Below are 16,304 nucleotides of genomic sequence, written 5' to 3' on the forward strand. Positions count from 1 at the left end.
GCCCTGGCCCAAAGCAACCCACCCGATCCCGCCTACCGGCGGCGAACACACTCCAAGCCTGGAATTCCCCGCCGTCAGCCGGCCCTGGCGGACATCAAGCTAGGCCGGTCAGCTGAATACCCCAGAGACGAGTATCCAGTTGCATTTAATACAATAATCCATGGTTCAAGACCCTGGCGAAGTTCGCCAACAGGATAGCCAAGCAGAACCCGGCGTTGGGAGGGGTGTGTGCCCTGGATGCGATGCCGGCGGGGCAGGTCGACTACATTCAGCAGTGAGTGCCTGCCTCGGGGCTGTGGGGAGTGGGCGCCAAGACGGCTGCGCGGCTGAAGCTGATGGGTCTTGAGAGCATCGCCGACCTCAAGGCGGCGGAGCCGGCCCTGATCCGGAAGAAGTTCTCCGTGGTGCTTCAACGCACCGTTCTTGAACTCAACGGAACAGAGTGTATTCCGCACAGCGAAGAACGCGTGGACAAGGCGCAGATCATGTTCTCACGCAGCTTTTCCGAACCCGTCACCACGGTGGCCGGGATGGAGGAGGTTGCGGGCGTGTATGCCCAGCGTGGCGCAGCCCGGCTCATAGAGGCCGGACTCTCCGCCTCCTCCATGACAGTGACGGCGGGAACCAGCCGGTTTGCAGCGGGGGAGGGCAGTTTTCCTGCCGCCACCATCCGCTTCGCCGCACCGACCAGCGACCCGATCGTGTTGGTGCGCGCGGCCGTTGCGGCCATGGCCCAAGGCGCTGTCGAGGGGGCTTCCTATCTGCGGGCCGGGGTCATGTTCCACGGCCTGGAGCCGTCGGTGGGGCCGGAAATGCTTGATATTTTCAACCAAGCCGGCAGCCAGGACGGCAACCAGGCAGATATGGGAGGCGTGATGGGGGAGGTGCGCAGCCGCTTTGGGGCGCTGGCCATCGGCATCGGTGTGGGCGGTCTGGCCGCACCAGCAGCTTGGTCCATGAAACGCGAACACAGCTCGCCTCGCTACACCACCGAGTGGGATGAGCTGCCGGTCGTACGCGCCTGAGGCCTGCGGCCGCGACGACGCCTGCCCCGCTAGGCTCGAGCCCATGGCATTTGTGCAAACTCCCAAGTCTCGGCGCCTTGCGCTGCTCTTTGCCGCAACCGACGTGGCTGTTCTCGGGCTGGTGCTGCACTTCTTTGTCCCGGGAGATATTTCCAGCCTGATCACCGACGCCTTGTTCACCGGGCTGGTCTATCTGCTGCTCGCACTCGCCCTTCCCGCAGCCCGAAAAATGTGGGTGGCGCTCGCAGCCTTCGGCATCAGCGCCTTCATTGAAGTTGCCCAGCTGACGGGCGTCCCCGCTCAGCTGGCGGTGAGCTTCCCGCCGTCGCGCCTGGTCTTTGGCACCACTTTCTCCGCGCTGGACCTGGTGGCCTACGCGGTGGGCGCCGCCGTGGTGTGGATGGCGGATGCGGCCCTGTCCCAGCGCGCGGCCCAGTGGCGTGCAGCACAGCCGGAATAGCCCCCGGATGAGGCCCGTTGCCTCACACAAGGAGGCAAGAATGCAAGATGTAGTGGTTGTTGGTGCAGGGCAGGCCGGATTGTCGGCCGCCTATTACTTGGCTAGGCACGGGTTGCGGCCAGGGACGGACTGTGTGGTCCTTGACGCCAATCCGGCCCCCGGAGGCGCGTGGCTGCATCGCTGGCCCGCACTCACCCTCGGCGCCGCGCACGCCATTCATGGCCTCCCCGGCATGAAGCTTCCCGCAGTCAACCCCGCCGAGCCCGCCTCCGCCGTCGTGTCCCGTTACTACGGCCGCTACGAAAACGAATTCTCGCTGCCGGTGCGCCGGCCAGTGAAGGTCAAGGCCGTGCGTCCGTTCCCCACGGACGACGGCGGCCTGCTGGTTGAGGCGGACACCGGCACCTTCTCCACCCGCCTTGTCATCAACGCCACCGGCACCTGGGACAAGCCGCATTGGCCGCACTACCCCGGCGTGGAGACCTTTGCAGGGAAGCAGCTGCACACCCACGACTTCCGGTCCGTGGCCGACTTTGCCGGCCAACGGGTCCTGGTGGTGGGCGGCGGCACCTCGGCCGTGCAGTTCCTGCTGCAACTGGCACAAGCCGGTGTCGAGACAGCTTGGTCCACCCGTCGCCAGCCCGAGTTCAAGACCGGCGAGTTCACGCAGGATTGGGGACGTGACATTGAGGCTCGCGTCAATGAACGCACCGCCGCCGGCCTGCCGCCGCTAAGTGTGGTGGGCGTGACGGGCATTCCGCTGACACGGCAGTACCAAAACGGTATTGCGGCAGGAACGCTGCTTTCCCGAGGACCGCTGGAACGACTCACCCTCGACGGGGCGGTGTTCAAGGACGGCACCACCTTTGCCGCAGACTCCATCCTCTGGGCCACCGGCTTCCGGGCGGCGCTTGACCACTTGGCGCCACTGAAACTGCGAGAACCGGGCGGCGGGATCGTCATGGACGGGGTCAAGGTGTCACGGGAGCCGCGGCTGCTCATGGTGGGCTACGGCGCCTCGGCTTCAACCTTGGGTGCGAACCGGGCCGGACGCGCAGCTGCGCTCGCAGCCCTGGACCGGCTCAGCGTCCCTGCCTGATGGACTCGGCTTGATAGTCCCGGGCCGATCGGGGCAGTCGGGGAGTGGCGCCGCCCACAGGCGGAAATATCCACGGCCCAAAGCAGGTTGGCGCCAATGACTACTTAGAAAGGCAGCACCCATGACGCTTCCCATTTCCATCCTTGACCTCGCCCACATCGGGACGGACGGGGCCGCCGCCAGCTTCCGTTCATCCGTGGAATTGGCGCAGCAGGCCGAAGGGTGGGGGTACACGCGCATTTGGTATGCCGAGCACCACAACATGCCCTCCATCGCCTCCTCCGCAACGAGCGTGCTGATCGCCCACGTGGCTGCCCACACCAACACCATCCGCCTGGGTGCCGGTGGGATCATGCTCCCCAACCACTCGCCGCTGCAAATTGCCGAACAGTTCGGCACGCTGGAGACACTGCACCCGGGGCGCATCGACTTGGGCCTGGGCCGGGCTCCAGGCAGTGACCAGAACACCATGCGCGCCCTGCGCCGGGATCCGTCTGCTGCAGACACGTTCCCGTCCGATGTGCAGGAACTGCAGGCCTACTTTGCCGGCCAGAGCCGCATCTCGGGCGTGAATGCCTACCCGGGCAAGGACACGAATGTGCCCGTTTACATCCTGGGCTCGTCGCTGTTTGGGGCTCGGCTGGCGGCGGCGCTGGGGCTGCCTTATTCTTTTGCCTCGCACTTTGCCCCGCAGGCGTTGGAGGACGCCGTGCGCATTTACCGCCGCGAGTTCAAGCCTTCCGAAGCGCTGGCCGAACCGTATGTGATTGCCGGCGTCAACGCCATCGTGGCCGACACCGAAGAGGAAGCCGACGCACTGGCCCTGACGGCCAACCGCAACATGGCCGGGGCGCTTGTGGCACCGGGGCGCAGCTTCACCGACGCCGAGTACGATCTCCTGCTGGAGTCCCCGGCAGGCCAGCAGGTGCTGAACATGCGCCGGTACTCGGCCGTGGGAACAAAGCCGGTGGTGCGCGCCTACCTTGAGGAGTTTGCCGCCAAGGCCGACGCCGACGAGCTGATCGTGGCTTCCCAGATCACCGGCCGTGCAGCCTGGCAGCGCAGCTTCGAGCTGCTGGCACAGGCCATGGAGCTCCCCGCGGCACAGTAGCTGCCCGGAGTGGGGGTTGCCCGAAAGGCAGCAGTTGCCCGAATCTAGGCGCGGGCTCCGAGATGGTGGCGGTCTGAGAGGGAGATGCTCAACGCCGCCACCAGGATGCCAATAACAACCCCCACCAGGGTGTCGCCCACGCGGACAAACGCCGCTTCGGGTGCCAACTGGGTGCCGAGTCCCGTCATGATCAGCGCCATCGGCGTTACCACGATGGTGGTCAGCGTGTAGTTGGTCATGACGAGCAGTTCGGCGAGCACTTGAAAAACGATGACCATGGCCACGGCCGGCCAGAACCCCAAGGGCATCGACAACAGGGCCAACGCCACCACCGCTCCGAGCACATTGCCCACCAAGCGCTGGATGGAGCGTTGAACGGTGATGCTGTAGTTTAGGCCCTGCAACGCGGCAACGGCACCCATCGACGCCCACAGCGGGTGTTCAAGGCCAAGCACGACGGCGGCCCACCCGGCCAACGCCGACGCAGCAGCCATGCGCAGCGCCTGGCTCAGCGAGTCTCTCGACAGCAGGGCCGTGCGGGCAGTCGGGAACAGGCGGGGCCGCACCGGGGCCGGGTGCGATTGCCGCCCGGGGCTGGTTTTTGCGAGGCCGCGCACTTTGCGAAGCGTGGCTTCGTGCCGGGCCAGGCGTTCCAGGCTTTCCGCCGACGGGGCCGCGGTGCCCAGCACGGCGGAGGCTTCTGCCAGCAACAGCTCCAGCGCGTGGGCATGACGGGCCAGCACGGCGGCTCGCTTTTTGCCGGGAACCTGGCTGGTGGCGCTGATGGCCACTGAATCCCTTGCCGTGTCCACGGCTCGGAGTGCCGCTTCCCGCAGCCCAGCGTCCCTCGAGCCCGAGCCGCGCAGTCCAGTGGCTTCCGTGGCGGTGCCGGGATGTCCTCCCCACCGGACCACCGCGCCAACGGCCCGTGCCGTGGCCAGCCGGGCCGGTCCCATGGGGAAAAACAGTACCGGTGCCAGGGCAACCAGCCAGCCGACCAATGCGCCGAGGAACACTGCCAGCAGGACGGGGCCAACGTCGGCGAAGGAGTGGGCCGTGCTGGTGCCGGCGGAGGCGGCAAAGACCAGGATGACAGCCCCCGGTCCGGTGATCTTGAAGGCGTGGAAGATGTGGGAGGCCAGCCCGGCGATCAACGAAAGCACCACCATGGCCAGCCACGGCGCAACTCCTGCTGCGCCCATCAGGGCGCCCACCCCGGTAGCGACCAGCAGGCTCACCGCCACCATGGCCAGTTGCCGGGCCAGCCGGCCATAGGGCTGGTAACGGCCAAATGCGGAGACCAGGGCTCCCAGTGCGGCCAGTCCAACAAGGTGCTGCTGGCCCGTCAGCCCTCCGGCCACCAGCACCACAGTTGCCGTGATTCCCACCTTCATGGACGGGACGAAGACGGCGTCGGCCGGACGCAATCTCATCGAGTTCCGCCACGTGGTGGCTGAGGCTGCATGGGCCAAGGCGGTGCCGGAATGGCGAATTCGGGTGGTTGTGGTCATCTTTAAACACTACTATATATTTTACTAGTAAAATATATTCGAGGCGTGTGAGAGTCGTCTCTACACTGGATCCATGGGTGCAGGGGATGAAATGGGCGACTTTGTTGACAAAGCGCGCCAAGGCTGGGCGCAGGCCCGTCCGGAGCTGGAGGTTTCCAGCATCGAGGTGATGGGCAGAATCGGGCGGATCGGGGCCCTCACCTCCCACCGGGCGGGCCGGGACCTGGCTCCTGCCGGCGTGACGCGGGCTGAATTCGACGTCCTGTGCACGCTCGCCCGTGCCGGCGGACCCATGAGGGCCAGTGAAGTTACTTCGGCCACCATGCTCAGCGGCGCCTCCACCACCAAAAATGCCGACCGGTTGCTGAAGCGGGGACTCATTGAACGGCTGCACTGGGAGCATGACGGCCGGGTGGTGTTGATGAAGTTGACGCCGTTGGGCAAGGAGCTTGTGGACCGGGAATTCCCGAAATTCCTTGAACGGGACCGCGACATGCTGGCTGGCCTCAGCGCCAAGGAGGAAGCCCAGTTGGCGGCACTTTTGCGCAAAGTGGCCCTCACCGTGGAAGCGGCACGCTAGCGGGGCTGCGCCACCAGGCCACCGTCTCCGTCGCCGCGCGTTCCAGCGGCGTGGGTGTCAGTCCCAGCAGCGCCGCACTGGCTGTGGAGTCCATGACGAACGGCTCCTGAAATTGGTACAGGGTCTCCGCCAGCTCATGCATGTCCCGGGACACAAGGCCGGCGGCCCTGACAACCCAGCCTGGAATGGTTCCGACCCGCGGCAGCCGAACCCCTGCCGCCGCTGCGAAGGCCGCTGCCAGCTCGCGCTGGGACACCGCCGGCAGGCTGGGGGCGTGCACCACCTGGTTCCACGCCACGGGGGTCTTCGCGGCCAGAATCATGGCGGCTGCCAGATCCGGCACATAGGAAAAGGTGTGCGGGATGTCCGGGTTCCCCAGCAGTTGCAAGCCCTTGCCGGCCAGGATGCGCGGCACCATGCGCTCGCCGGCGTGGGCATTGCGCACCCTGGGGCCAAAGAAGTCCGACGCCACCACGCTCACGGTGCGCGTTGGCGACGCCGCACGCGCCTGCAACAACATGGTGCGGACGCCCCGCTTGCCACCGGCAGCCTGGCGTGGGCTGTTCTCGTCCATGACGCGCGAGGGGGTGCTGTAGGAGTACAGGCTTTCCGGGAAAACCACGACGGCGCCCGCCTCGCCTGCCGCGTCCAGCACGGTTTGTTCGGCGCCGGGCAACTCCCGGCGCCAGGCTTCCGCACTGTAGGTGGAGCCGTGAATGCAATGAAATACCGCATCCGCCCCGGCCAGGGCATCCCGGAATTGTGCCGCATCTCCAACGTCCACGCAGCGCTTCTCAACCAGCGGGTGCTCGGGGCCCGAGCCCGACCTGGTAAGAATGCGCACCCGGTGGCCTGATGCAGCAAGCTGCGTTGCGACCGTCCAGCCGACGGGACCTGCCCCTGTGACAACCTTGATAGTTTCCATGATGCCCTCAGTTTCGAAGTTCCAATAATGAGAGAGCGATGCTCTCGCATTAAGTGTCGGATGCTATCCCTGCACAAGTCAAGAGCGGTGCTCACTTAAGTTGACGGCAGTCTCGATTACGCGGAATGATGGTGCCATGACACAAACACCCAGGGAGCGCGCCCGGGCGCAAACCATGGCGGAGATTCTCAGCATCGGGCGTGCGCAACTGGCCGAGCACGGTGCGGCAGGGCTGTCCATGCGGGCCGTGGCGCGTGAGCTGGGCGTGGTCTCATCGGCCGTTTACCGGTATGTGGCGAGCCGGGACGAGTTGCTGACGCTGCTTTTGGTTGACGGCTACAACGCGCTGGGCGACACCGTGGACCAGGCGGTGGACAGCGTGCCGAGCGATGATTTTTCAGCGCAATGGCGGGCCTTGGGCCGGGCGGTGCGGGAATGGGGGCTGGCCGAGCCCGCGCGTTACGGCCTGCTTTTTGGCGCACCCGTGCCAGGATACGAGGCTCCGGCTGCCCAGACCACGGAACCGGGCACGCGGGTTGTGCTGCGGCTGGTGCGCCTCATCGAAGATGCCTACAAGGCCGGGGTGCTTGACGATCAAATGCCCGGCCAGACGCCCGGCCAAACTCCAGGTCGGCGGCCCGGCCAGGCGCCGGCCCAGGCACCAGCCGCGAACTTTGCCGCTGTCCGCGAGGAACTGGCATTGGAGGTGCCCGACGCCGTCCTGGCGCGCGGCATCCTGGTGTGGACGGCGCTCTTCGGTGCCGTGAACTTTGAAGTCTTTGGCCAGTACGGGGCTGCCACCTTCGCGGACCCGGCAGCACTCTTTGAACTCCACTTGGACTCCCTGGCGCACATCCTGGGACTCCGGCACCCGGGCACCCGCTAGCACCCCGCCCCCAGCCAGCATCAGGACACGCTGGCCGTGAAGGCTGCGCCGTCGCAAAAGCTACCCCAGCGCAGGCAGGCGGGAAAGCAGTTCCTGTGCGGCCGCCGTCGGATCTTCCGCTGCGGTAATGGCCCTGACCACAACGATGCGCGACGCCCCGGCGGCAACCACCTGATCGACGGTGGAAAGCTCCACCCCGCCAATGGCGAACCACGGCTTGGCAGTGTTTAGCGACGCGGCGTGTTCCACGAGGGAAAGCCCCACGGCGGCCCGGCCGGGCTTGGTGGGGGTGGCCCACACCGGCCCCACACAGAAGTAGTCGGCGTCGGGGTTGGCAGCTGCGGCGGATGCCTGGGCAGGGTCGTGGCAGGACAGGCCCATGGCCGTTCCTGGGCCCACGAGGGAGCGCGCGGCAGGCAGCGGCAGGTCATTTTGGCCCACGTGGAACACGGGAGCGCCGCTGAGCATGACGACGTCGGCCCTGTCATTGACGGCCCACAACTTGCCGCATTCCTGCGCGACGGACTTCAACACGGCCAGCAGTTCAAGCTCCTGCGCGGCCTCCAGGGACTTGTCGCGCAGCTGGATGATGTCCACGCCGCCGGCATAGGCGGCGCGCAAAAAGTCGGCGAAATCCCCCTGCTTTTCGCGGGCGTCGGTACACAGGTACAGTCTGGCCGTGTCAAGGGAAGGGGCGTCCGTTGTGGGTGTTTTGTCATGGATGGCAGAAGTTTGGCTCATGTCTCATAGACTAATGCAGTACCGCGGGAGCCAGTGAAGCTGGCTGAGAGGGCGCCGAAATGTGCCGACCGAAAGACGCCCCAGTGGGCGTGGAACCTGATCCGGCTCATACCGGCGTAGGGAAGGAGACCCTGATGGCGCGCACTGTGCAGGATTTTTCGACCATTGGAACGCCCAGCTCTGACGTGACGGGTGCCGACGCGGCGAGTGCAGACGTGGCAGTCATTGGCGGCGGAATCGTGGGCCTCGGCATTGCCTGGGAAGCCCAACGGGCCGGCCGCACCGTCACCGTCATCGACCCTGCTCCCGCCTCGGGAGCCACCTTCGCCGCGGCCGGAATGCTGGCCCCCGTCAGCGAACTCCACTATCAGGAAGAAGCGCTGCTGGAGCTGACGCTTGCCTCGGCAGCCCGCTGGCCGGAGTTCATGGCCTCGCTGCCGGCGGAGGTGGAAACCGGCTTCAACACGTCCCCCACGCTTGTCCTCGGGGCGGACCCGGCCGACAGGAAAGCCTTGGCGGACCTCCGGGACGTCCAACTTCGGCACGGCCTGGACGTGGTGCCCTTGACCATTCGCGAGGCCCGCGCCGCCGAACCCATGGTGGGCCCGCACATCTCCTGTGCCTACAGGGTGGAGGCGGACCACCAGGTGGATCCGCGCGCCATGGCCGGGGCCCTGCGCACCCAACTCCTGCGCTCCGCCGTCGAGCAGGGCAGGACCGAACCGGAACAGACGCTAGTGCCCCAGACGGCCGCCGGCCTGCTGCACGCCGAAGCAGGGAACACGCACTCAGCCGTAACGGGCGTGCAACTCGCCGACGGAACCGAAATCCACGCCCGGGAAGTCATTGTGGCCAACGGGCTCGGCGCGCCGCAGCTGGCCGGACTGCCGGAGGGCCTGGTGCTTCCCGTGCGCGCAGTCCACGGCGACATTCTGCGACTGCGGGTTCCGGCGCACCTGCGACCCCTCACCACGGCCACCATCCGCGGCCTGGTGCGCGGATTGCCCGTCTACATTGTTCCGCGCGGGGACGGCACAGTGGTGATCGGCGCCAGTAGCCGTGAAGACGGATCGGCTGGTGTCAGTGCCGGGGGAGTCCACCAGCTCCTGCGGGACGCCCAGGTCCTCATGCCGGCCGTCGCCGAACTGGAACTGCTGGAAATGACAGCCCGTGCCAGGCCCGGTACCCCGGACAACGCCCCACTGCTGGGACGCGTGGCCGGCCTGGACGGCAGGGACATCGCCGGGCTCATCATCGCCACGGGTTTCTTCCGCCACGGCGTGCTGCTGATGCCCATTGCGGCGCTGGTCGCCCGGCAATTGCTGGGGAACATCACCGACCTCGCGTGGCAGCCGTTCCGCCCGGACCGATTCTCCCCCACTCTCAAACCAGCCGACAGCATCGGCCAACATAGCGACCCGACAGACAACCAGCACAGCAAGGAGAACCCATGAACACCATCCAACTCAACGGCGCACCGCACAACTGCGACGCCGGCACCACCGTGGCCGCACTGGTTTCGGCCATGACCGGCAGGGCACTGCTGCCCTCCGGCCAGGCAGCCGACGGCGGCAGGCTCGGCGTGGCCGTGGCCCGCAATGCCGACATTGTGCCGCGCAGCCAATGGTCGGCCACCGCACTTGAACCCAACGACGACCTTGAAATAGTCACGGCCGTCCAAGGCGGCTAAGACATGCACAGCATCTCCACCCACCACCTGTCGAAAGTGAAAAGCCATGACTGAATCCCTTGTCCGCAACGACGAACTGCGCAACGACGCGCAGCCCAACGACGCACTGGCCAGTGAGGGGCAGCCCAACGACGCGCTTGTCATCGACGGTGTCGCCTTGGGCTCGCGCCTCATCATGGGAACCGGAGGGGCACCGAGCCTGGCCGGACTGGGAGCCGCGCTCACGGCCTCCGGCACCGAACTGACAACGGTGGCCATGCGCCGGTACGCCGTGGACGGCGCTGGCAGTGCCGACACGAACCTGTTCGCGTTGCTGCTTGAAAACAACATCAAGGTCCTGCCCAACACGGCCGGCTGCTTCACGGCCCGCGAAGCCGTCATGACCGCTGAGCTTGCCCGCGAAGCGTTGGAAACAGACTGGGTGAAACTGGAAGTCATCGCGGACGAGCACACTCTGCTCCCTGATGCGCTGGAACTGGTTGAGGCCACCGAACAGCTGGTGCACCGTGGCTTCAAGGTCTTCGCCTACACCAACGACGATCCCGTCCTGGCACTTCGCCTGGAACAGCTCGGCGTGGCTGCGGTCATGCCGCTGGGTGCGCCCATCGGCACCGGGCTGGGCATCTTGAACCCGCACAACATCGAGTTGATCGTTGCCCGTGCCGGTATTCCCGTGGTGCTCGACGCCGGCATTGGCACGGCTTCGGACGCTGCGTTGGCCATGGAGCTGGGCTGCGACGCCGTGCTGCTGGCCACCGCCGTAACCCGGGCCCAGAATCCGGTGCTCATGGCGCAGGCCTTTAAACACGCTGTCATTGGTGGCAGACTGGCAGCACAGGGCGGACGCATTCCCAAGCGCCAGCACGCGTTGGCGTCCTCGGCCATGGAGGGCCGCCCCGACGTTTAAGTACGCGTTCGTATTGGTACGCAGTCGTGCAGGCACGGCTGCCATAACTGGGCAAAGGAGCTTGCCATGGCTGTTCCCGATGATGTTTTAACCCGCAGCAAGATCGAGGCCGAGCTGGCCACCATGCCGTTGTGGCGCTACACAGGCGAGTTGCGCACGGAACTGAAGTGTCCGACGTCGGCCGCTGCCTTGGCCCTGTTCGCCGCCATTGGGGAGTTGGCCCAGCAGGCCAACCACCACCCCGATGTGGACTGGCGCTATGACACCTTGAACATCGCGACAAGTTCGCACGACGCCAGCGGCCAGGTCACCGCACGGGACATCGCCCTGGCGCGGGGGATCTCGGCAGCAGCGAAGGAAGCAGGAGCCGTGGCAGCGCAGGGGTAACTGGGCATTTTCCGCATGAACGCACCTTCGCCGCATATGGGCAGCTGCCATGGCCCGCATATGCGGCGAAGGTGCGTTTTTGCGTGTTGGGCCAGTGCAGTTGTGTCAGTGCATGTGCAATATCGCGGTGGTCTGCCGCACTTGGTGGGCGTGGCGGGTGCGGCCCACAAATCCAGCCGTGGCCCAGGCCGCAGCACCGCCCACCACGATGGAGAGAATCCACGGGATCCATGCGGTGGCGCTGTCATTGCCCAGGCCCACGGCCATGGTGATGATCCAGACAAGCAGGGACGCAGCCACGGCCATGCCGGCAGGAAGCACCGCGCCGAAGGTGGTGCGGTGCTTGTCCACTGCCCAGGCGATGGCGCCCAGGGCGCCGGAGCAGAGGGCAATAACAATCAACGCGACCATGGAAATTCTTCTCTCTTATCTGGCTAAGGTGCGCTTAAAGAGCGCCAAATCCAACGCCGCGGGCCTTTTCGCCGCCCAATTCAACGTACGCCAAGGCATTGCCGGGAATAATCAGCACGCGGCCCTTTTCGTCCTTAAGACGAAGCTCCGTGCCCTTGGACAGTGCCTCCGAAACCAGGGCAGCGACGTCGTCGGTGCTTTGTTCGGATTCAAGGACGATTTCACGGCTTACGTTCTGGACGCCGATCTTGATTTCCACTGTTGTCTCCTTGGTGCAAACTTGCGATAAAGGTATGTACAAACCACTGTAGGGGCAGCGGCTCAGGATTCCTTGGGGAAGCGGCTAATTCCGCGCCAAGCTAAACGATAAACCAGGTCGCTGGCCACATCGATGTCCAGCTGGTCCTTGGCTTCGAGCCAGTAGCGGGCGCTGACTTGGGCCATGCCAGCCAGCGCGCGCCCCAGCAGTGTGGCCTCGACGGGGGAAAGCTTGGTGTCCTCGGCAATGACCTGGCCAATCGCATTGGCATAGTTGGCATTGAAGTTTTCCAGCCGGGCGGCAACGTCGGGGTCGTTGACAAGGTCGGATTCAAAAACCAGCCGGTGGGCCTGGTCGTCATTGGCCATGAACGTGTAATACGCCTTCATCGTGGCCTGCACGCGCAACTTGTTGTCGGCGGTGGAGCTCAGCGCCTCGACGAGCATTGCGGTCAGCGACTCAAGATGGCTGTCCAACAGCGCCAAATACAGTTCCCGCTTGCCGGGGAAGTGCTGGTACAGCACGGGCTTGCTGACCTTGGCGGTTTCGGCGATCTCATCCATGGCAGCGCCGTGGTAGCCGTGGTTGACAAAGACTTCCAGTGCGGAGGCCAGCAATTGCGCTCGACGTTCATCGCGGGGCAGGCGGGACGGCGTGTTTTTTGCGGCGGGACGTTCCTTGGCAGACGGTTCCAAAGTCATGACGACAGCCTTCCTCTCCGTTGCCCCGGGGTGCTAAAGGGCCGGTTTGTGTCATTCTACCCGTGCGTAATGCGCCATCGGGGGCAAGCAGGGCTAGATTAAGAAGCATGGTTTCCCTGATTCAGCCCTTGAACGCCACGACGGCGGCCTCCCTGCCAGCTCTGGTGGAGCCGGGCCCACCCTTGGCCGCGGAGGAACTTGAACGCTATTCCCGCCACGCCCTCATTCCGGAAATCGGGTTGGTGGGCCAACGCCGGCTGCGCAACGCCCGCGTCCTTGTCATCGGCGCCGGCGGGTTGGGATCGCCGGCGTTGCTATACCTGGCGGCTGCGGGAGTGGGGACGTTGGGCATCATCGACGACGATTCCGTGGAGTTGAGCAACCTGCAGCGCCAGGTGATCCACGGGGTGGCGGACATCGGCCGCACCAAGCTCGAATCCGCCAAGGACTCCATCCTGGACATCAACCCGGGCGTGAACGTGGTGTTGCACCACGTGCGCCTTGACTCCTCCAACGCGCTGAACCTCTTTGCCGACTACGACATCATTCTGGACGGGGCGGACAACTTTGCCACCCGTTACCTTGTCAACGATGCGGCCGCGTTGCTGGGCAAGCCCTATGTGTGGGGTTCCATTCTGCGCTTCGACGGCCAGATTAGCGTGTTTTGGGACAAGTTCGGTCCCAACTACCGCGATCTCTATCCCGAGCCGCCGGCTCCCGGCACGGTGCCGTCCTGCGCCGAAGGCGGCGTGTTCGGCATGCTGTGCGCGTCCATCGGGGCCATGATGGTCACCGAAGCGGTCAAGTTGATTACGGGCATTGGCCAGTCCCTGCTCGGTCGCCTCCTGGTCTTCGACGCCCTCACTTCGCGCTGGCGTGAAATTCGGATCGCCAAGGACCCCGCGGCGGAGCCCATCACCGAGTTGGTGGACTACGAAGTGTTCTGCGGCATCGTGGCCCACAACGAGGACGACGCCGACCTCATCTCTGTCGGGCAGCTCGCCGAACGTCTCGCAGAGCGGGAGCAGGGCGGGGACGACTTTGTCTTGATAGATGTGCGCGAGCCGGTGGAGTTCGAGATCGCCCGGATCCCCGGGTCGGTGTTGATTCCGCTGGCCGGCATCAAGGACGGGACGGCACTGGAACAGGTGCCGCAGGGAGTGCCATTGGTGCTGCATTGCAAGGCCGGCACCCGCTCGGCCCAAGCCCTGGTGAGCCTGCGCACGGCGGGCTACACCGACGTCGTGCATCTTGACGGCGGCATGGACGCCTGGGCTGCCACCGACAAACATCCCACACAAGGATAAACGGCACGCTGGGCGGCCCGTGGCGGACATGTCACCGCCACGGGATCCATCCGGATTCAGGTAGATGGTCCCTTCCCTCGCAAGGCGGCTCACCCAATGTGGGCCCAAGCAGCATGGGGACTACCACCAAGGTGCTCAAAAACCTTGATGGCATCAAGTTCAGCCTGGCAAACAGTGCGGCAAAACTCCCTGCTGCAGTCCAGATACGTGCTCTTGCACCGGCCCTTGACGGGCTCGCAGGTGCTGCGCGCAATACTCACATGATGTTGAATGATGTTGAATGATGTTCGACCAGTGGTGAACGTCACTCCTGATCGGGTGATGGCTCGTGGCGGTGGTGGTTCGTCGCGGCTCGCGGACGGTCTTTAAGATAATGCGTCAAAGATCAACAATGCGCACACACCAGTGAAAGTCTCCGACGATCTCGCTGCAGCGGGGCGGAAGGGACTACCGCAGCCCAAGAACATCAAGAATATCAAGAACACTGTCATCTTGACGCGCAAGAACCTCGATTTCCCGCATTCACGCCGTGAGAGTTTCATGGACTCGGCGGCGTTGAAACCGAACACGGCCTACGTCGTTCAGGGCCGCCTCCAGATGGACCCTGTAACAGGCAATCCAGTGCCAAGCGTCCAGAAGTATTTCACTGACGGGGCTGGGAAGGTCACGCGGGTCGATACTTTTGGTGGTGTGAAGACTGCGTGGCCGCCGGAGTTGAACAACTTGAAGCCGGGTGTGAGGTACAACGTTGATGTGGCGTTGCCTGGGGGTGGGCGGAATCATTTTAGTATTCTTACGGATGGGTCTGCGAAGCCGGTGAGTGTCACGGCGGAGGTTCATGGTCTGTTTCAGGGGAATATCAATCGTAAATTTTATCGGCAGATTATGGCTGGGATCAAGGTTGGTGGTCCCGGTTGTGAGGGCGGGCGTTTGATTCGTTCGTTGTTTGGTGGTCCGGGTGAGTCGGGGAATCTGTTGGCCCAGCATATTTTTCAGAATCGTGGTGCAGGTGCGCCGAATGCGCAGGGGCAGGCGTTCTATCAGTTGGAGAATCAGCTTGCGGCGCAGGTGCGGCAGCGCCTTGAGACTGGGCAGGCGGACAATTTGAAGCTGGGTCTCGACGCGGTTCCGGGAACCAGGGTCGGGCTGCCGAGCAAATTCGAAATAGGATTTGCCTTCGACGGTGCAGAACTCGTGAAAAAGTCATTCAGTAATCTTCCATCAGAGATCGGAGTCATCTCGTGAGGATTGGTCCATTTATTGATACAGAACTTGTCAAATCGGGGTTGGCTGTTTTGCAGACTGAGGCTTTTGAGGCTGGGGGTATTGGTGAAGACGCTGATTTGGTCCTCAGCACCTCGCGAATGTTTTGGGACACAACTGACCGAACTGAAAAGCTTCAGTTCGGTCACCGTTGGGGCGGCCCTGAATTCGGCAACGATTTCGGTCGTGAATTTATTTATGATTGGCTGGCGGAAGTGCGTGTGGAGAGTTATTTTTTGCGGTGCGGGACCTGGACGACGGCTGAGGTGGCTCTTCGTCCGGGGGTCCTTGTGAGCTCAGTGTTGCTTATCGCCCTCTTGTGCCCGTCACTAGCACTGGCGAGCTGGCTAACTTTTTTCCGTTTATTGCTGCGAGTGTTCAGCAGGACCTAATTGCGTTTCCTCGGACTCGGGAGAATATTCCTGCGTGGATGTGGGAGATTCTGCGGGCTGAGGGTGCGGAGCCGCCTGTCTATGATTCGGTGTTGGGGCGTGTTGTGTGGGGGAACAGGTGGTTACCCGTCACGGACCAAGGAACGGACTTTTCCGTGGAACGGCGTGTTATTGATCCGTCGGAGGAGCCCGGTATTTTCGCGAAGATTAGCAGGAAACTCTTCGGCTCCTAGTGGTGTGTCCCTAAAATAGTTTACGTTTTGAGTGTTGAGCTGGTTTTATGATGAATCCAGTCCGTGCACTGGAGCTTAGTGATGCCCGGGGTGAGGTCTTGGGGGTCTTGTCCCAGTCTCAGGTTGTTTCTCATCGTCAGGTGCGGCGGGCGCAGGTGTTGCTGATGGCCGTTGAAGGTTTAGCTAATGGGTGGATTGCTCGGGTGGCTGGTGTTTCTTCGGCCACTGTGCGTGCTTGGCGGAAGCGTTTCGCTCAGGAGGGGTTGAAGGAACTCGGAGCAGTCGCGCCGGGGCGGGGGCGTAAGCCGGTGATTCCGGAGTCGAAGATCGCTGAAATCGTGGAGTTGACACGGTTTTCCAAGCCTGCGGGTGCCACGCAGTGGTCGGTGCGGTCGATGGCGGCGAAGTCCGGGGTG

The 16,304-nt window shown here is 64.2% G+C and carries 21 protein-coding genes; 15 read left to right on the forward strand and 6 right to left on the reverse strand.

The genetic code is table 11. From position 1 onward, the window contains the following. Window positions 1–278: 278 nt before the first annotated feature. The 4 genes from QMG25_RS19475 to QMG25_RS19490 all read left to right on the forward strand — a co-directional run bounded on the left by QMG25_RS19475 (window position 279) and on the right by QMG25_RS19490 (window position 3,695). Window positions 279–1,025 carry a DUF4113 domain-containing protein gene (locus tag QMG25_RS19475; RefSeq protein WP_283462748.1) on the forward strand — a complete coding sequence of 249 codons (747 nt, stop codon included), beginning with the start codon at window positions 279–281 and terminating at the stop codon, window positions 1,023–1,025. 43 nt (window positions 1,026–1,068) lie between these two features. Further along, window positions 1,069–1,485, forward strand: a complete 417-nt coding sequence (locus QMG25_RS19480; RefSeq protein WP_283462749.1) for a DUF2809 domain-containing protein — start codon at window positions 1,069–1,071, stop codon at window positions 1,483–1,485. Window positions 1,486–1,525: 40 nt separating this feature from the next. Continuing rightward, window positions 1,526–2,584 (forward strand): FAD-dependent oxidoreductase, encoded by a 1,059-nt coding sequence (locus tag QMG25_RS19485; protein WP_283462750.1) that lies wholly within the window; start codon window positions 1,526–1,528, stop codon window positions 2,582–2,584. 121 nt (window positions 2,585–2,705) lie between these two features. After that, on the forward strand, window positions 2,706–3,695 hold the full coding sequence (locus QMG25_RS19490) for an LLM class flavin-dependent oxidoreductase (protein WP_283462751.1): 990 nt from the start codon (window positions 2,706–2,708) through the stop codon (window positions 3,693–3,695). Window positions 3,696–3,739: 44 nt separating this feature from the next. On the opposite strand, the gene QMG25_RS19495 is transcribed toward QMG25_RS19490, so the two are convergent. Then, window positions 3,740–5,206: an FUSC family protein gene (locus QMG25_RS19495; RefSeq protein ID WP_283462752.1), complete on the reverse strand. Its 1,467-nt coding sequence runs from the start codon at window positions 5,204–5,206 to the stop codon at window positions 3,740–3,742. Window positions 5,207–5,279: 73 nt separating this feature from the next. Here QMG25_RS19495 and QMG25_RS19500 point away from each other — a divergent pair, with 73 nt between their 5' ends. Further along, on the forward strand, window positions 5,280–5,786 hold the full coding sequence (locus QMG25_RS19500) for a MarR family winged helix-turn-helix transcriptional regulator (protein WP_283462753.1): 507 nt from the start codon (window positions 5,280–5,282) through the stop codon (window positions 5,784–5,786). Here QMG25_RS19500 and QMG25_RS19505 read toward each other — a convergent pair. Further along, window positions 5,764–6,711 carry an NAD-dependent epimerase/dehydratase family protein gene (locus QMG25_RS19505; protein ID WP_283462754.1) on the reverse strand — a complete coding sequence of 316 codons (948 nt, stop codon included), beginning with the start codon at window positions 6,709–6,711 and terminating at the stop codon, window positions 5,764–5,766. The genes QMG25_RS19500 and QMG25_RS19505 overlap by 23 nt on opposite strands. A gap of 136 nt (window positions 6,712–6,847) precedes the next feature. On the opposite strand from QMG25_RS19505, the gene QMG25_RS19510 reads away from it, so the two are divergent. Further along, complete coding sequence (locus tag QMG25_RS19510) at window positions 6,848–7,597, forward strand: TetR/AcrR family transcriptional regulator (protein ID WP_283462755.1); 750 nt, start codon at window positions 6,848–6,850, stop codon at window positions 7,595–7,597. A 60-nt stretch (window positions 7,598–7,657) separates the two neighbouring features. On the opposite strand, the gene thiE is transcribed toward QMG25_RS19510, so the two are convergent. Then, on the reverse strand, window positions 7,658–8,338 hold the full coding sequence (gene thiE / locus QMG25_RS19515) for a thiamine phosphate synthase (RefSeq protein WP_283462756.1): 681 nt from the start codon (window positions 8,336–8,338) through the stop codon (window positions 7,658–7,660). A 134-nt stretch (window positions 8,339–8,472) separates the two neighbouring features. On the opposite strand from thiE, the gene thiO reads away from it, so the two are divergent. The 4 genes from thiO to QMG25_RS19535 all read left to right on the forward strand — a co-directional run bounded on the left by thiO (window position 8,473) and on the right by QMG25_RS19535 (window position 11,322). After that, on the forward strand, window positions 8,473–9,792 hold the full coding sequence (gene thiO / locus QMG25_RS19520) for a glycine oxidase ThiO (protein WP_283462757.1): 1,320 nt from the start codon (window positions 8,473–8,475) through the stop codon (window positions 9,790–9,792). Next, entirely contained in the window at window positions 9,789–10,028 is a 240-nt protein-coding gene (thiS, locus tag QMG25_RS19525) for a sulfur carrier protein ThiS (RefSeq protein ID WP_283462758.1), read from the forward strand. Before thiO ends, thiS begins: the two co-directional genes overlap by 4 nt. Before the next feature lie 46 nt (window positions 10,029–10,074). Continuing rightward, a complete protein-coding gene (locus QMG25_RS19530; RefSeq protein WP_283462759.1) occupies window positions 10,075–10,935 on the forward strand; it encodes a thiazole synthase in 861 nt (286 codons plus the stop codon). Window positions 10,936–11,001: 66 nt separating this feature from the next. Further along, the gene (locus tag QMG25_RS19535; RefSeq protein ID WP_283462760.1) at window positions 11,002–11,322 is read left to right on the forward strand and encodes a 4a-hydroxytetrahydrobiopterin dehydratase; all 321 of its coding nucleotides are present in this window, start codon (window positions 11,002–11,004) and stop codon (window positions 11,320–11,322) included. A gap of 105 nt (window positions 11,323–11,427) precedes the next feature. Here QMG25_RS19535 and QMG25_RS19540 read toward each other — a convergent pair whose 3' ends face one another. From QMG25_RS19540 to QMG25_RS19550, 3 genes are all read right to left on the reverse strand, one after another. After that, window positions 11,428–11,733, reverse strand: coding sequence for a hypothetical protein (locus QMG25_RS19540; RefSeq protein ID WP_283462761.1), 306 nt, complete (start codon window positions 11,731–11,733; stop codon window positions 11,428–11,430). 34 nt (window positions 11,734–11,767) lie between these two features. Then, the gene (locus QMG25_RS19545) at window positions 11,768–11,992 is read right to left on the reverse strand and encodes a DUF3107 domain-containing protein (protein WP_283462762.1); all 225 of its coding nucleotides are present in this window, start codon (window positions 11,990–11,992) and stop codon (window positions 11,768–11,770) included. 62 nt (window positions 11,993–12,054) lie between these two features. Then, window positions 12,055–12,693 carry a TetR/AcrR family transcriptional regulator gene (locus QMG25_RS19550; RefSeq protein WP_283462763.1) on the reverse strand — a complete coding sequence of 213 codons (639 nt, stop codon included), beginning with the start codon at window positions 12,691–12,693 and terminating at the stop codon, window positions 12,055–12,057. A gap of 107 nt (window positions 12,694–12,800) precedes the next feature. Here QMG25_RS19550 and moeB point away from each other — a divergent pair, with 107 nt between their 5' ends. The 5 genes from moeB to QMG25_RS20680 all read left to right on the forward strand — a co-directional run. After that, window positions 12,801–14,000 (forward strand): molybdopterin-synthase adenylyltransferase MoeB, encoded by a 1,200-nt coding sequence (gene moeB, locus QMG25_RS19555; protein ID WP_283462764.1) that lies wholly within the window; start codon window positions 12,801–12,803, stop codon window positions 13,998–14,000. Between the two features lie 113 nt (window positions 14,001–14,113). Next, window positions 14,114–14,284, forward strand: coding sequence for a hypothetical protein (locus QMG25_RS19560; protein WP_283462765.1), 171 nt, complete (start codon window positions 14,114–14,116; stop codon window positions 14,282–14,284). 121 nt (window positions 14,285–14,405) lie between these two features. Next, the gene (locus tag QMG25_RS19565; RefSeq protein ID WP_283462767.1) at window positions 14,406–15,245 is read left to right on the forward strand and encodes a DNA/RNA non-specific endonuclease; all 840 of its coding nucleotides are present in this window, start codon (window positions 14,406–14,408) and stop codon (window positions 15,243–15,245) included. Continuing rightward, window positions 15,242–15,655: a hypothetical protein gene (locus QMG25_RS19570; RefSeq protein ID WP_283462768.1), complete on the forward strand. Its 414-nt coding sequence runs from the start codon at window positions 15,242–15,244 to the stop codon at window positions 15,653–15,655. Before QMG25_RS19565 ends, QMG25_RS19570 begins: the two co-directional genes overlap by 4 nt. A gap of 283 nt (window positions 15,656–15,938) precedes the next feature. Further along, window positions 15,939–16,304 (forward strand): helix-turn-helix domain-containing protein (locus QMG25_RS20680; protein WP_502866456.1); only part of this gene is annotated, 366 nt, incomplete at its 3' end.

This window comes from Arthrobacter sp. H35-D1, assembly GCF_030063185.1.
Taxonomy (GTDB): Bacteria; Actinomycetota; Actinomycetes; order Actinomycetales; family Micrococcaceae; genus Specibacter.